The organism is cyanobacterium endosymbiont of Epithemia turgida isolate EtSB Lake Yunoko, from assembly GCF_000829235.1.
Classification (GTDB): Bacteria; Cyanobacteriota; Cyanobacteriia; order Cyanobacteriales; family Microcystaceae; genus Rippkaea.
In genome coordinates, this window is the sequence record NZ_AP012549.1 from 1,929,924 (window position 1) to 1,944,646 (window position 14,723).

Sequence of the window (14,723 nt, forward strand, 5' to 3'; positions counted from 1 at the left end):
TTATTATTTAATATAATCGTCAAATTTTTTATGTTTTCAACTATCGTCGAACTCACGTAAAATAAAAGGCAACAATAGAACTACTTAAAGGAACTGTTAAATTATCAATTCCCCATTTAGAAAATGTTTCTAACCCTGTCGCTATAACGGAAACTAGTAAAGAAGATATAAGTATTAAATTAATAGGCTCCCCTGTGAAAAATAAAATAATACTGGAAATTAAAAAACTCAAGCCCATCATAGTTAGTGAGCCTTCCCAACTTTTTTTAATTCCCAAAATTTGATAATGGTGTCGACCAAATTTTTTACCAATAATTGCTGCCATTCCATCTCCCCAGGCCATTATTAAAATGCCAATAACTGCATATTGATGTTTATTTATTGTCCAAAACCAATAGGTTAAAATACCAATACTTACCGCATAAAAAAATGTTCCTAAGCTTTTACGCTCCACACTATTAATGCTAGGAAGAATCGGAAGAAAATAGGAAATCAGCGTAATGAAACTAGCAACGAATGAGGCAACTAACAATATCCATAGCGGCAGTTTAAACCACCAAGCAATTAAAATGACATTACCAGAACCAATGTGAACAACTTTACGGGTAAACTCGGCATCATTACTGCTTGAACGGTTCATTCCTTCAGCTATACTGATTATAGTTCCTAAATAAATTAAGACTAAACTTAGGGGATACCAGACAGATAAAAGAGGTTCCAATTTAGATAAAGACGTGAGATAAATTTTGACAGACCGACTGATTATAGTTTGCCTATCGGATGAAAACACTACAATAATCATCAAAAAATATTAAGAAATATAAATTAAGTAACCATGCCACACTCCATTATTGTTATCGGTGCTGGAATTGGAGGATTAACTGCAGGGGCATTACTCGCCTGTCGGGGTTATGATGTAACTGTCTATGAACAAGCAGACGTTCCTGGGGGATGCGCATCCAGCTTCAAACGGCAGGGGTTGAACTTTGATGTGGGGGCAACTCAAGTGGCAGGGTTAGAACCTGAAGGCATTCATCAACGAATTTTTGCTGAATTGGGGATAGATATTCCCCCCGCCACTCCATGCGATCCAGCTTGTGCCGTGTTTTTACCAGGGGAAACCGAACCCATTCAAGTCTGGCGAGATTCTAAAAAATGGCAAATTGAAAGACAAAAACAATTCCCAGGGAGTGAACCTTTTTGGCAATTAATGGGTAAATTATCTCGTGCTAGTTGGAACTTCCAACGACGAGATCCAGTACTACCGCCTTGTAACATCTGGGATCTCTGGCAGTTAATTTCTGCACTGCGGTTAGACACTTTTGTCACTGTTCCCTTTGTTTTTATGACAGTGGTGGATGCATTACGCTTGTATGGGTTAGCTAATGATCAACGCCTTAAAACCTTTCTGGACTTGCAATTAAAGCTTTATTCCCAGGTAAATGCTGATGAAACTGCTTTGTTATATGCAGCCACTGCCTTAGCAGTTTCTCAAGCTCCGCAAGGCTTGTATCATTTTCAGGGGAGTATGCAAGTGTTAAGTGATTGCTTAGTAGAAGCATTGGAAAAACATGGGGGAAAACTTAAACTTGGCTATAGTATCGAACAAATTTACCCCCAAAATAATCACGTTGAACAGGTCACTATTCATCATCAGAAAACTGGAGAAACCAGGATAGAAACCGCTGATCATGTCGTTGCTAATGTTACGATTCAAAATTTAATCAAATTATTAGATATCTCCCCGTCTCTCTTCTGGAAACTTTATCAAAACCGCGTAGAAAAACTACCTCGACCATCAGGGGCATTTGTGGTTTATTTAGGGGTTGATCGTCGGGCCATTCCAGATAAATGTTTCCCCCATTTACAATTTCTTTATGATTATACTCAACCCATTAGTGAAAATAATTCTTTGTTTATTTCAGTCAGTAAACCGGGGGATGGACGTGCCGCCGATGGAAAAGCCACCATCATCGCTTCATCCTTTACCGACCCTCAAATTTGGTTTAATAAAACCCCAGAAGCCTATAAGGCTCTAAAACGACAATATACCTCAGAAGTGATTGCCCGTTTAAGTTCCTATTTTTATATTACTCCAGATACTCTTATTCACCAAGAAGCCGCGACGCCTTGCACCTTTGCCAGATTTACTGCTAGAGATAAAGGTATTGTCGGGGGTGTTGGTCAGCGTGTCTCTACTTTTGGACCTTTTGGCATCGCAACCAGAACTCCCTTAAATAATCTTTGGTTAGTGGGAGATTCTACTCATCCAGGGGAAGGAACAGCAGGGGTTAGCTATTCAGCTTTAACCGTTGTCCGACAAATAGAAATGAGTCGGTAATTTCTTGTAGAGAAGTGTAGAGATACAAGGGAAATAAAGAAAAACTTTTGTCTTATGTCTTACTTAATTGAAGATGTATTGGATAAGCGAGGATTAGTTTGATTAGAACTTGTTGAGTTATGACTGCGAAGATTCACTTGTGTGTCAATCGTTGGTGCCGCCGAGGACGTCGATGAGGAGTCGTGAAGTACTTCTGGATTGAATCGATAGCCAACGTTACGAACCGTTTGAATGAGACTCGGTTGTCGAGGGTCAGTTTCAATTTTCTTTCTAAGGGAAAGAACATGGGTATCAATTGTTCGCGGATTATCAATAGCTTCAGGCCAAGCTCGTTGCAGCAGTTCTGAACGACTAAGGGGATTTCCTTCTGCTTGAGCTAGAACATACAACAAACTGAATTCCTGAGGAGTTAGGTCGACAAAATCTCCTCGGTACTGGACTCGACGCTGAACTAAATCAATTTTTAAATCCCCATAGTCGAGATAGAGGGGGACAGAAGTCACCCGCAAACGTCTGATTAGGGCTTCAATCCGTGCCATAAATTCTTGCATACCAAAGGGCTTGGTTAGATAATCATCGGCTCCGGCGTTAAGTCCTTTAACAATATCTTTTTCACTAGTACGAGCAGATAGAATTAGAATGAAAGATTGTCGCTGATTATATAACCATTGACACAATTCCATGCCATCTCCATCAGGTAAATCGGAGTCGAGGATAACTAAGGATGGCAAGCGATGGACAAAAGCATTACGAGCTTGTTGGAGATTTGCGCATTGCTGAGCCATATAACCTGCTTGCTGTAAGTGCCAACCCAAAAGCGATCGCAGATGAGGATTTCCCTCAACGATAGCAATATAAATCAGATTCACCTTAGTTTAATTCCCTATAAAATAAACACCATTAGGCTAACAGAGCTAATGTCAAGAATATGTAACATCTGTTACGACATCTCCATCATGTCCCTAAGAAACTCTTAAGAATTACTCAAGGTTATTTTGTTATTTCAGGATACGTAAGTGAAATTTAAAAAATAAAGCGGTTACAATGAAATCAACGATTAATTGAAGAAAGTCTCCGATAATACCAACAACAATTCATGGAGCTTTCTCCGATGTCTACTAAACCTCTATTTTATAAACCCTCTTTATGTCATTTCTTCATGCTTCAAGATACTCAAGCAATTCGTTATTATCAAAAGCTAACTGACAGTATGGTGGACTTATGGCATCGAGGTCGTCGCTTTGACGAAGTCCAATCTTATATGGATGGATATCTAGCCTGTCTACATCATTCTAGTACCCTCGAAGCTCACTTAGTTTACCGTTTAGAGGAAGAGGCGTGGCGTTTTTTGCGCGATCCTTCTAACTTTGGAATGTCACTACAAACCCAAACCGATTACTAGTAATTCCATAAATCTCAAACTGAGGAGAAAGAGGTTCTTATAAATTTTCCTTTCCCCTTAGTTTTTGATTTATGAAGCTAATGCTAATTCAACCATTTGCTGCAGCTCACCATTTTGATACATTTCAATCATAATGTCACAACCACCAACAAACTCCCCATTTATATAAACTTGAGGAATAGTTGGCCAATTAGAATATTCTTTAATTCCTTGGCGAATGTCATGGTCTGTTAGAACATCGACTGTTTCATAGGAAACCCCTAGAGTATTAAGAATTTGAACAACATTGTTAGAAAATCCGCACTGGGGCATCAACTTAGCTCCCTTCATAAAGACTAAAATTTTGTGGCTGTTGATTAACTGATCAAGACGATTTTTAAGTTCCGGTGTCATAAACACTCCAAAAATAAATGACAGATTTTGACGGCGAAGATTATAGATAGTAAACCAATGGATGATGAAACAATAGAAGTTAATCCTAGTTGCCGTTTATTCTAGCTTAGACTCTAAGTTAGACAACTGATTGTGCCGTTTTCCAAGTTTGAGGGGTATAAGTTTTTAAGGCTAGGGCGTGAATAGCTTCTGAGTCCAGGGCCTCTTGGATCGCACTGTACACCAATTGATGTTGCTTGACTTTGGTTTTTCCTTCAAATTCAGCCGAAACAACCAAGGCTTCTAAATGATTTCCTCCCCCTTTGATATCTCTAATTATTACTTGAGCATCGGGGAGCCGCTCTTTAATCATAGTTTCAACTTGTTCAAGTCCAATCATTGAGGATTCCTTAACAATTATTTATTACAGATAATATCATTATAATGACTTAATTCTTGCTGTTTTATCTGTAGCTGAATATCATGTTTTCTTAATTAATAGATTCAGAACAAAGTGGAGATTGCAGAGGATTATAGGATGTTTTTTGATAAATATTACAGATGAATTTTAAAGCATTTACCCAATTTTCTATGCCTCCTTCAGTTAAATATCGCCATACATAATTGATTACTGTGATTTAAAGAAACTGTGGAATGAATCATTAAATCAGGATCAGGGTGATCATCGCCTGGTAGAATAAAAAGATGAATCGTTAAAGAAATAGCAATTTCTTTAACGACTTCTAACCCATAAGACCAATATGATCGACCCTCTAATAATCGTAAAACAATAACCTTAGCTTGGGACAATACTGTGTCGGCATAGCTATCAATACTCAGTTGTTGTTGCAATTGTAGAAAATTAACAGGCCGTATTGCCGGAAAATCAGTCGGTAAATGGTTAATTGCATGGACTAAATTTTGAATATCTGTATCGGCTGCACTAAGAAAAATAATCGGAGCTGAGTTTTGTTCAACAAAGACTACACCTTCGTTATCAGAAGTTCAGCCTCCTGGGGTAGCAGCAATTCGGTGCATTGAAACTCCTTATCTTTAAAAATTATTAGGTTTCAGGTATGGCGTAGTGAATTAGGTAGATTCTAGATCAAGGGCTTTACCTGCGTTGTCTCTAACTGTCTCCAAGATTAATGACTCGTTTTCAAGACTCTATGTTACGCCGAACCATATCCATTAGAGTGTTTGAGGAATTAAGTTCTCTCTGGCGACAACTTGCAGCAATGGAGGAAATAAATGGAACACTAATTACACAGGAGATGATATTAGCAGAAATTCCTAATCCTGACAGGAGTTTAGCAGAAGAACATTTTTCCTTATTATTATCTTCTGAATTGAGTCTTTTGTTACGGGGAACCTTTGATCCCACTGCCTTATGTTATCAGGTAAGTATTATTTGGGATCGACAGGTGATTGCAGACTTTATCAATGATCTAAAACAAAATCTTGCTCCCTCATTTATCTTATGGGAGCTTCTCACGCAATTTTCTTTGAGTCAACAGATTTCATCAAGTTTCCTAGAAAATATTTTTATCACTCAATTATTAAATATTTTAGCACCAGATTCCATCAATAATTCTCAAAAAATTTATAGAGATTCTGGTTTTTATAAACTAGAGGATACTATGCGGCAAAAAATTGCCCAAGAACGATTACTCAAGCAGATTATTGCTCAAATTCGCCAAGATTTAGATTTATCAAGTATTCTAGAAACGGCAGTCAGAGAACTCAGAAGTTTTCTTCAAGTTGACCGGTCAGTTATTTATGAATTTGGTTATAAAAAATCTGATCATTTGTCAGACATTAAGTCTAATCAAAATTGGGGATGTGTTACCTACGAATCTAAGCTTTTTACTAAAATTCCCTCTCTTTTAAATGTTGCTGCTGAAGATAATCGATTTTTCTATATTATTGGTTATCAGGAAGAATCTCGTCGAGGTTCGATTATAGCTATAGAAGACGTAGATCAAACTTGCTCTTCGTCATTTTCTTTAACACAATTTTTCGAAAAATATTGGATAAAGTCTGAATTAATTGTCCCTATTATTGTTGAAGAGACACTTTGGGGACTACTAATCGCTCATCAATGTTTTGAAAAAAGACAGTGGTTTGATAGTGAAAAAAATTTTTTAGGACAAATTGGAGAACATTTGGCAATCGCCATTTATCAAGCTCAATTATACACCCAAGTTCAAGAACAAAAGAAAACCTTTGAACAGCGAGTTATTGAAAAAACAAAAGAACTTCGAGATGCTTTATTAGCATCCCAAGCAGCGAACTATTCTAAAAGTGAATTTTTAGGAAATATGAGCCATGAATTACGTACTCCTTTGACCTGTATTATTGGATTGTCAGGAACATTGTTATATTGGTCAGGAGAAAATAAATCGTTTCCTTTACACAAACAAAGACAATATCTTCGGACTATTCAAGATAGTGGAAAACATTTGTTAGAAATGATTAATGAAATACTAGAATTTTCTAAGCTAGAAGCTGGTAAATATGTTTTATCTATTCAAGAATCTAACTTAAAAAGTGTAGCTAAAACTGCCTATCAAAAATTTAAAAAAGAAGCTAAACAAAAAAATATTAAATTATTATTAGAATTAAAAGTAAAAGGTCAAGAAGAAAATCAGTTTTTTGCCGATCCTGAAAGACTACAACAAATTCTCTATCATTTATTGAATAATGCCTTAAAATTTACATCGGAGGGAGGAACGGTTACCTTAAGAATTTGGCGGGAAGGAAATCAGGGGAGTTTTCAAGTAGAAGACACGGGAATTGGAATTGCTGAAAATCAAATTCCTCTTTTATTCGAATCATTTCAACAATTGGAAACCTCTCGTCAACGTACTTATGGAGGAACCGGACTAGGGTTAGCTTTAACTAAACAATTAGTTGAACTTCATGGAGGAACAATTGAGGTGGAATCCGTTTTAGAAAAAGGATCAATCTTTACGGTTAGGCTACCTAATCAACCCCAACGCCAACTAAAATTATCAGGAAATTTAGAGCGTGATCAATTATTTTTTAAAGGCAATAGAAGTATTGTCTTAATTGAAAGTAATGAAGAAATTGCCACGTTGGTAGGAGAACTATTAACAGCAGCTAATTATCAATTTATCTGGTTGATAGATAGTGCTACTGCAGTTAAGACTATTGAACTTTTGGAGCCAACTGCTGTTATTCTAGATCAAGATTTTACCGATACTTATCAAATTAGCGACACCCTTAAACAGTTATCCAATACTAAATCAATCAAAGTCTTGTTACTGAGTCATCAAATATCTTCAACAGATTGGACAGATATTTCTCAAAGGGGAATTGATGATTATCTATTAAAACCTATTCAACCTAATCTTTTGTTAAAAAGAATTAATGCTTTAATGTCTACTGAAAATAATGAGGAAGATGATTCAATGTAAATTGTTATTTTTATTCAAAATCCCTGAAAATAATTTAGTTACTATCATCTTTTCTAAGCAATAAATAATGTAGCTTCTTCTTGCTCTTATTCTAATTATTGCCATACTTCTATAAATAGACTCTACATAATATCTAAGTTTTTTACTGTCAACTTGATTTGACAAAAATTAAACCTTTTCTAAAGTTGATTTTCTTAATTAATAATTTTTTCGATAAATTCGATATTAGTAATTGTTGTTAATTTACTGGGTTTTAGGGTTAAGTTAATAATTTTTAAATCTTAAAAATTATTAACTTAACTAGAAAAAAATAATACTTCATAATACTTATGACTGAAAGAAGTATAAGCCAATCACATTAATTATGACCTAGAAAACAAACCATGAAAATACCGCAGTCTAGTCTTCTTGTCTCCTGTCAATCTCCTATAAATTCTCCCTTAAACGACCCAGAAATTATAGCAGCCATAGCTAAAGCTTCTATTAATCAAGGAGCAAAAGGCATTAGAGTTGATACTCCATCCCATGTTAAAGCTGTTCGAAAATTATTGCCTAATATCCCAATTATTGGTTTGTGGAAACGCTACTATCAAGGGTATGATGTTTACATTACTCCTTGTTTTTCCGATGCGGTAGAAATTGCTAACGCAGGGGCTGATATTATTGCTATTGACGCAACTCTCCGAAACCGTCCTCAAGAGGAAACTATGGTGAATTTAATTAAGCAAATTCATCAAGAATTAGGGACATTAGTCATGGCTGATGTAGATACTATTGAAAATGCGCTCGCTTCGAGTCAAGCCGGGGCAGATTATGTAGGAACCACACTTTACGGATACACTAAAGAAACAGAAAGGTTTTCTCCTCCTGGATATTCTTTATTGCAAGAAATGGTTGAACAATTAAATATTCCTATTATTTGTGAAGGAGGAGTTAGTAACCCTCAGGATGCAAAAAAAGCTTTAGAATATGGAGCTCATAGTGTTGTTGTAGGGACAGCTATTACAGGAATCGATTTAAAAGTTAAAGCATTTAATTCTGTTTTTATTAATTAAACATCGAGTTTTCAACTTATTTTAAATTATGTATTCCGATAATGAATCAGCTATTTATCGAAGGTTTTCTAAAGTTCCTATTGATCGTAGGGCTTATGCTTTTGTACTAGATTTTGTGACTATTTGGTTTGTAAGTTTATTTTTTAGAGGAATTTTGCAAGGACTTATTTTTATTATTTGTTGGCTAACATTACGGGTTATTTTAGTAGAAAAAAATCAGGGGCAAAGTTTAGGAAGTTGGTCGTTTAACATGAAAGTGATTAATGTAGAATTGAGTAAAATTCCAGGTTTAATTGAATTAACTAAACGAGAATGCATTTTAGGCATTGTGGCTTTATTAGCAATGATCGGATTGAGGATGGGTTTCCATAATGGTTTATCAATGTTGTTATTAACAATGCCCTTATTAGTAGACTGTGGAATAGTCCTTGGAGATCAGGAGTTAAATCAAGCATTTCATGATCGTATTGCTGGTACTATTGTAGTACAAACTAATCGAGGATTTTCTCTGGATTTACGGTTAAAAAGACTCCAGTTTATCATCCAAGGTAAAATCAGAAATTCTCGAGATAGAGATAAATATAGAGATGATTAAAAATAGAAAATACAGCAGTAGACAAATATATTCAAAAATCAAGTCCGCAAAAGCGGACTGATGAATCTAGAAGATCATTAACGAATAAATAGCTTATCGAAGTTTGACCACTAATCGCCTATCAGGTTCGTGTCCACGACTTTCTGTTTCCATATCTTCCACATCCTTCAACAAAGTGTGAATTTGACGGCGTTCTGCCGATGAGAGGGGGGACATTTCTACCTCCTGTCCCGTCTGTCGCACCTGTTGGACTACCTCTTGCGCCCAGGTGACAAGTTCCTCCTGACGCTTGAGACGATAGCCATTGAGTTCAACCGTATATCTCCGTTGTTCTCCGGATTCTCTACTCAAATTAATGAGAGTATTAGCTAGATATTGAATCGCATCTATTCCTGCTCCCTGTTCCCTTAAGAGGAGATTAGTCTGTTGGGGGGTTAGCTGAGTTTTATCAATCGTCAGCCAGGATTCGGGGGATTCATCAGAATGACTTTTCTTGTCTTGAACCTTAACTTGTGCTCGAAACCCCATTAAAGTTAATAGGGTTTCGAGCCAAGCTTTACCTGAGTCGACTTCTCGCTCCATCTTGACAACTTGTAACCTATTGTTAACTAGCAAATTAAGACATTTTCTTTTTAGATCTTTTTTCGAAGGGAAGAGCTTCTTGGATTTTTTCAGCCTTTTCTTGCTGTGCAACCAATTTTTGTAGGTTTTCTGGTAGAGGTTCTCTCATCAAAATGACCGTTTGTAGGGTCTGAAAAACATTGGCCACAACAATATACATCAACACCCCTGCCGGTAAAGGAAAGAAAAGAAACATTCCACTGAAAATCACGGGAGTAATTTTGTTGACTGCCTGTTGCTGTTGTGCTCCTCCGCCTGAAGAACCAGATAATTCTTGATTTAGATAAATACTAACACCAAAGAATAAAACCATGGCTAGGATGTCCAAGTTGATAGTTCCATCATCCCCCATAACACCAACTCGTCCTAACGCCTTAATAAATAAGAAACCTGTTTTGGCAGCAATGCCTGGAATAGTGGCTTCGATAGTTACTTCTCCAGGAGCTAAGGCTTCTATCGTTCCATCTTTGTCTATTTTAACTCGTTCTGAGCCTTTTATAACTTCAAATATGGGCTCAATGTTACTTCCAGGGGTTTCAGTGACCAATTTCATAAGAGACTGACCTTCAGTCGTTTGAAATTGCACTCTAGTCTTTTCCTCAACTGCTAATTTATTCCCTCCAGGTAGTAAAGCCATAATGGGATAATGAAGACCATCGCTAATGTAAATGTTACTAGGTTTGGTTGTAAAAGGTTGAGGGACAACACGCTCAATTTGTTCGCTAGGGAGAATTTGAAGATCAACTGTATAGTTAATATCAGCAAAGGGCGACCCCCGTAAGGTAGCAAATAGAGCAAAGAGAATGGGCATTTGTAGTAACAGGGGTAAACAACCCGCCAAAGGGTTGCCAAACTCCTGCATCACCTTTCCTATTTCTTCTTGTTGTTTGCCAGGATCGTCTTTGTAGCGTTGCTGAATTTCTTCTTGTCGCTCTTTCATTAGGGGCTGAGTAATCTTCATTTTTCGCATATTGCGAATTTGTCCCGCACTTAAGGGGTATAGTCCAAAGCGAACTACTAGGGTTAAGGCAATAATCGCAAAACCGTAGCTAGGCACAATCCTGTAGAAGAAATCCAGGATGGGCAGCATAATGTTCGTGGAAATAAATCCGACACCAAAGTCCATTCGTCTTAATCCAAGCGGTCTCGCTGTAGAGTTATTTGTAGTTTACTTTACCGAATATTGGTAATAAAGGAAGAGGTCAAGGAGCCTCTGACCTGGTCTAATTTCAAAATCTATCTGCTGATAATTGCTCCAACAGGGTTTACTGTCTTAGTCACAACTTTTTCAGCCATATAATTATAAGCCTTGCAGAAGTCAGAAACTGATCTCAACTCCAAAAGACGTCGTCCCATAGTCCGATTGTTCCCCGTGGGATTTTAACTATTTTGGGGATTTCGTCGTAGATAATGTCGGTATGAGCATATCTCATCCAACCATCTGTGACGTAGATGATTTGTAATGCAGTAACGCGATCAAATTGCTCTGACCACAGCCCCAACCGTCAGAGATAAGCAAATAACTGCAAATCTTAAAAAAAAATTAATGATTAAGTCCCTAACATGATGCCATCCCTTATAAGGGGTATTCTCTCGTATGTTCATAGACAATATTAGATTTAATGAACAACTGCTTTAATTCTCGCAAGAAATACTCATAATTGCACTCCCTTTGACTATGCCGCACTGTAATCACTACTTCTAATCCGGGAGAAATTATGGGAAGCAAGGAGCAAATTGCTGCTTTTATCTGTCGTTTTAGACGGTTACGAACCACCGCTTTTTTGCTAATTTTTTGGCTAATAGAGATACCAAATTGAGTTGGGCTCGGGATCATAGTTTGATGTTTTCTTGATAATACTCGCATCAAAAGATGAGAACTTTTATAATGTTGTCCCCGTTTATAAACAGCTTGGAAGTCTTTGGGTTTCTTTAGCCGATGGGCTTTAGGCAATCCCACTATATTACCTGGTTAGAATTGGGTTAAAAACGACTTATATTATCACCCATGACGTTTAATTTTTATCTAAACCTGTTGACACTCGGAATAAGAGCAACAAGGGTTAAACAGATAACCGGTATCGTCCTTTTTTTCTTCTAGCTTGAATCACATTACGACCATTTTGAGTTCGCATCCGCACACGAAAGCCCGATTTTCTCTTTTGCTTTCGATTGGTTCCTCCTAGGGTCCGCTGAGTCATGAATTTATTCCTCCGACAACGTTACCGTTTACTTTATGCCTTGAAAGACAAGGTCTCTCATTATACCCTTAAAAGCTAGATAAGTAAAGGGTTGAGGAGTGATTTTTAAAACTCTAATCATCTTAATTGTCTCACATAAGTGAGGTTAAATGACAATCTTATACTTCATCATAAAATTTATCTGTTCTCCTACTAAACTTATAGAGTGATTAACCTCTTTTAGAAAGAATTTATTTTTGCAATAAATACTCTTACCTCAACTGATTTATACTAGTTGTGGTAAGAGTATAATTATGATTATACACTGAAAAATATAACGATTTACTCCAATAATTTGGAGGATTAAACACTAAATATGGAAGTATTTAACCTCAATTTAATCTATCCATCTACGACAGAAGGACATAAATAAGCCAATTCACAATCAAGACAATTTGGTTTTCTAGCATGGCAAGTTGCCCGACCATGATAAATTATGCGAATTGAAAAGTTTTCCCAGTCAGGTTGAGGCAATAGCTTCATTAAATCTCTTTCAATTTTTACAGGATTAGTCTCTTTTGTTAATTTAAAACGTCTACTTAAACGCTTAACATGGGTGTCTACTGTAACTCCTAGATTAAGTCCAAAACCGTGTGATAAAACTACGTTTGCAGTTTTTCGAGCAACTCCTGGTAAACTGAGTAACTTTTCCATTTCTTGAGGAACTTTTCCGTCAAATTCTTTAACGATTTTCTGACAGGAAAATTGAATATTTTTGGCTTTATTTCGATAAAATCCTGTCGAACGTATCAATGTTTCTAATTCTTCTCTATCTGCCTGAGCTAAGGATAATGCATCAGGAAACTTCAAAAATAAATTGGGGGTAACTTTATTAACTCTTTTATCAGTACATTGTGCCGATAAAATCGTAGCAACTAAAAGCTGCACAGGGGAGTCATAAGCTAAACTACAAGTAGCATCAGGATACAGCTGTTTTAGAAGATCTAATATCACTAATGCTCGCCAGTTTTTATTTTTTTCCTTGTGCTTAATGCCCATATTTTTATATAAAAACTTACCATTAAATTTATTGAAATAACTCTCAGAAAAAGACTAATTCAACAGTATCACGAACAACAAGAAATAGTCCTAAACTAAGGAGTAACACTAACCCTGTTTGCATTATGCCTTCTTGCAATCTATTGGGTAAGGGTTTTCCTCGTAGTCCTTCTACGATTAAAAAGATTAATTGTCCACCATCAAGAGCAGGCAAAGGTAAAATATTGACAATAGCTAAGTTAATACTAATTAGCGCGCCAAATTGAAATAGATTTCCCGCATTATTTTGGGCAATATTAGCACCGTACTCGACAATTTTGACTGGACCTGCTACCTGTTTAGCGTTTTCTTGAAAATTACTCACAAGTTGCCAAAATCCTTTAGCGGTTAGAGTCACTAAATCTTGAAAAGCATCCGCACTGTAAGTAAACGCATCAAGAAGTCCTTGAGACTTTTTCAAGTGTATATTAGGAATTAGTCCTACCCCAATTTTACCTTGACCTTGGTCATTAGACTTTGGGGTAACGGTAACAGATAAAGTTTCGCTATCTCGTTCAATCGTAAAATGAAGAGGTTGATTAGGAGAGTTTTGGATTGTCTCGATAAAGAAGTCAATCGCTTTTGGAAAGTCATCTAAGGGAGTATTGTCAACTTTCAGGACAATATCTCCCGATTTCATTCCTGCTTCCATTGCTGCAGATGCGGGTTCAATAGTGGGAACAACTAGTCCAGATTGAATATCTTGGATGCCAACAGTAGCAACTTGCGCCACTAGAAGAAAATAAGCCAAAATAAGATTAGCAATCACCCCTGCACTAATAACAATGGCCCGATCAAATACGGGACGGTTACGAAGTAAATTGGGGTCATCTAGGGGAATTTCACCATCGAGATCATCATCAGGAAATCCTACATATCCTCCCAAAGGAAAAGCACGAATAGCGTACTCAGTTTCAGTACCTCTATATTTTATGAGACTTGGACCAAAACCGATCGAAAAGCGGTTAACTCTGATTCCTTGGAATCTTGCGGCGGCAAAATGACCTAATTCATGAACGATAATTAACAACGCTAAGACTGCGATCGCTGCCAATACTGACATAGTTTCTAGACTAAATGGATAATATTAACTTTTTTTATTGTAGTGTACTTGGTGTGGTAGGGAACACTCGAACAAAAGAAGCAATGAGAGTAGGGTGGACAGAACATAATTTAAGATAAGTTAATCAAAATAAAGCCCATCTTACAAGACTAAGCTCAACAAGAATTGAACCTCAATAGTGATTCGATGTAATAAAATAATCTATATTTTTTGCTTTATAACCACAAAAAATCACATTGTTTAAACAAAGGACGTCTTAAAGACTTATTGACTTGATTTTTGACACCTAGTAATAGAACTTTCTATGCAGTTCTTTATTTTGTTGTCATTGTATTATATGTTGTCATTATATTATATAAGTAGATATAAGACATATTTCAATATGTAGATTACTTGTAAAATATTCAATTAATCTCAATTCAGTTAATCATACAATTTTTTTATATATTTATATAAGTCAAAAAAATATCTCTTTTATTTTCTTTTGTATTCTAATAAACTATTAATGCGATTTAAATTATTGTCTTTCTCAGGGAAAGTTCAAATAGAAAAATAA

General features: G+C 36.3%; 15 protein-coding genes and 2 pseudogenes. 5 read left to right on the plus strand and 12 right to left on the minus strand.

Going from position 1 to position 14,723, the window contains the following annotated elements; genetic code table 11:
• Positions 1–52: 52 nt before the first annotated feature.
• Complete coding sequence (locus tag ETSB_RS05905; protein WP_145972287.1) at positions 53–745, minus strand: diacylglycerol/polyprenol kinase family protein; 693 nt, start codon at positions 743–745, stop codon at positions 53–55.
• 90 nt (positions 746–835) lie between these two features.
• Here ETSB_RS05905 and crtD point away from each other — a divergent pair, with 90 nt between their 5' ends.
• The gene (gene crtD, locus ETSB_RS05910) at positions 836–2,341 is read left to right on the plus strand and encodes a C-3',4' desaturase CrtD (RefSeq protein ID WP_044106885.1); all 1,506 of its coding nucleotides are present in this window, start codon (positions 836–838) and stop codon (positions 2,339–2,341) included.
• 59 nt (positions 2,342–2,400) lie between these two features.
• Here the strand turns inward: crtD and ETSB_RS05915 are convergent, their stop codons facing one another.
• Positions 2,401–3,210 carry a response regulator transcription factor gene (locus tag ETSB_RS05915; protein ID WP_044106886.1) on the minus strand — a complete coding sequence of 270 codons (810 nt, stop codon included), beginning with the start codon at positions 3,208–3,210 and terminating at the stop codon, positions 2,401–2,403.
• 290 nt (positions 3,211–3,500) lie between these two features.
• On the opposite strand from ETSB_RS05915, the gene ETSB_RS05920 reads away from it, so the two are divergent.
• Positions 3,501–3,743: a DUF6761 family protein gene (locus tag ETSB_RS05920; RefSeq protein ID WP_044107655.1), complete on the plus strand. Its 243-nt coding sequence runs from the start codon at positions 3,501–3,503 to the stop codon at positions 3,741–3,743.
• 69 nt (positions 3,744–3,812) lie between these two features.
• Here ETSB_RS05920 and grxD read toward each other — a convergent pair whose 3' ends face one another.
• The 3 genes and pseudogenes from grxD to ETSB_RS09335 form a co-directional block, all read right to left on the minus strand.
• On the minus strand, positions 3,813–4,136 hold the full coding sequence (gene grxD / locus ETSB_RS05925) for a Grx4 family monothiol glutaredoxin (RefSeq protein ID WP_044106888.1): 324 nt from the start codon (positions 4,134–4,136) through the stop codon (positions 3,813–3,815).
• 118 nt (positions 4,137–4,254) lie between these two features.
• Positions 4,255–4,515: a BolA family protein gene (locus tag ETSB_RS05930; RefSeq protein ID WP_044106889.1), complete on the minus strand. Its 261-nt coding sequence runs from the start codon at positions 4,513–4,515 to the stop codon at positions 4,255–4,257.
• A gap of 127 nt (positions 4,516–4,642) precedes the next feature.
• Positions 4,643–5,153, minus strand: a pseudogene (locus tag ETSB_RS09335) (cobaltochelatase subunit CobN); the annotation flags it as partial.
• Between the two features lie 110 nt (positions 5,154–5,263).
• Here ETSB_RS09335 and ETSB_RS05940 point away from each other — a divergent pair.
• From ETSB_RS05940 to ETSB_RS05950, 3 genes are all read left to right on the plus strand, one after another.
• Positions 5,264–7,555: a hybrid sensor histidine kinase/response regulator gene (locus ETSB_RS05940; RefSeq protein WP_044106891.1), complete on the plus strand. Its 2,292-nt coding sequence runs from the start codon at positions 5,264–5,266 to the stop codon at positions 7,553–7,555.
• Between the two features lie 383 nt (positions 7,556–7,938).
• Positions 7,939–8,610 carry an N-acetylmannosamine-6-phosphate 2-epimerase gene (locus ETSB_RS05945; protein WP_044106892.1) on the plus strand — a complete coding sequence of 224 codons (672 nt, stop codon included), beginning with the start codon at positions 7,939–7,941 and terminating at the stop codon, positions 8,608–8,610.
• Positions 8,611–8,638: 28 nt separating this feature from the next.
• Positions 8,639–9,205 (plus strand): RDD family protein, encoded by a 567-nt coding sequence (locus ETSB_RS05950; protein WP_044106894.1) that lies wholly within the window; start codon positions 8,639–8,641, stop codon positions 9,203–9,205.
• Between the two features lie 93 nt (positions 9,206–9,298).
• Here the strand turns inward: ETSB_RS05950 and ETSB_RS05955 are convergent, their stop codons facing one another.
• The 7 genes and pseudogenes from ETSB_RS05955 to rseP form a co-directional block, all read right to left on the minus strand.
• A complete protein-coding gene (locus ETSB_RS05955; RefSeq protein ID WP_044106895.1) occupies positions 9,299–9,787 on the minus strand; it encodes a Jag family protein in 489 nt (162 codons plus the stop codon).
• Positions 9,788–9,821: 34 nt separating this feature from the next.
• Positions 9,822–10,952, minus strand: a complete 1,131-nt coding sequence (gene yidC / locus ETSB_RS05960) for a membrane protein insertase YidC (protein ID WP_044106896.1) — start codon at positions 10,950–10,952, stop codon at positions 9,822–9,824.
• A 110-nt stretch (positions 10,953–11,062) separates the two neighbouring features.
• Positions 11,063–11,431 (minus strand): annotated as a pseudogene (locus ETSB_RS09340) (PH domain-containing protein).
• A complete protein-coding gene (gene rnpA, locus ETSB_RS05965; RefSeq protein ID WP_044106897.1) occupies positions 11,403–11,786 on the minus strand; it encodes a ribonuclease P protein component in 384 nt (127 codons plus the stop codon). The pseudogene ETSB_RS09340 and the gene rnpA overlap by 29 nt, the downstream one beginning before the upstream one ends.
• A gap of 103 nt (positions 11,787–11,889) precedes the next feature.
• On the minus strand, positions 11,890–12,027 hold the full coding sequence (gene rpmH, locus ETSB_RS05970) for a 50S ribosomal protein L34 (RefSeq protein WP_044106898.1): 138 nt from the start codon (positions 12,025–12,027) through the stop codon (positions 11,890–11,892).
• Positions 12,028–12,408: 381 nt separating this feature from the next.
• Positions 12,409–13,065 (minus strand): endonuclease III, encoded by a 657-nt coding sequence (gene nth, locus ETSB_RS05975; RefSeq protein WP_044106899.1) that lies wholly within the window; start codon positions 13,063–13,065, stop codon positions 12,409–12,411.
• Positions 13,066–13,108: 43 nt separating this feature from the next.
• Positions 13,109–14,167: an RIP metalloprotease RseP gene (rseP, locus tag ETSB_RS05980; RefSeq protein WP_044106901.1), complete on the minus strand. Its 1,059-nt coding sequence runs from the start codon at positions 14,165–14,167 to the stop codon at positions 13,109–13,111.
• Positions 14,168–14,723: the final 556 nt, after the last annotated feature.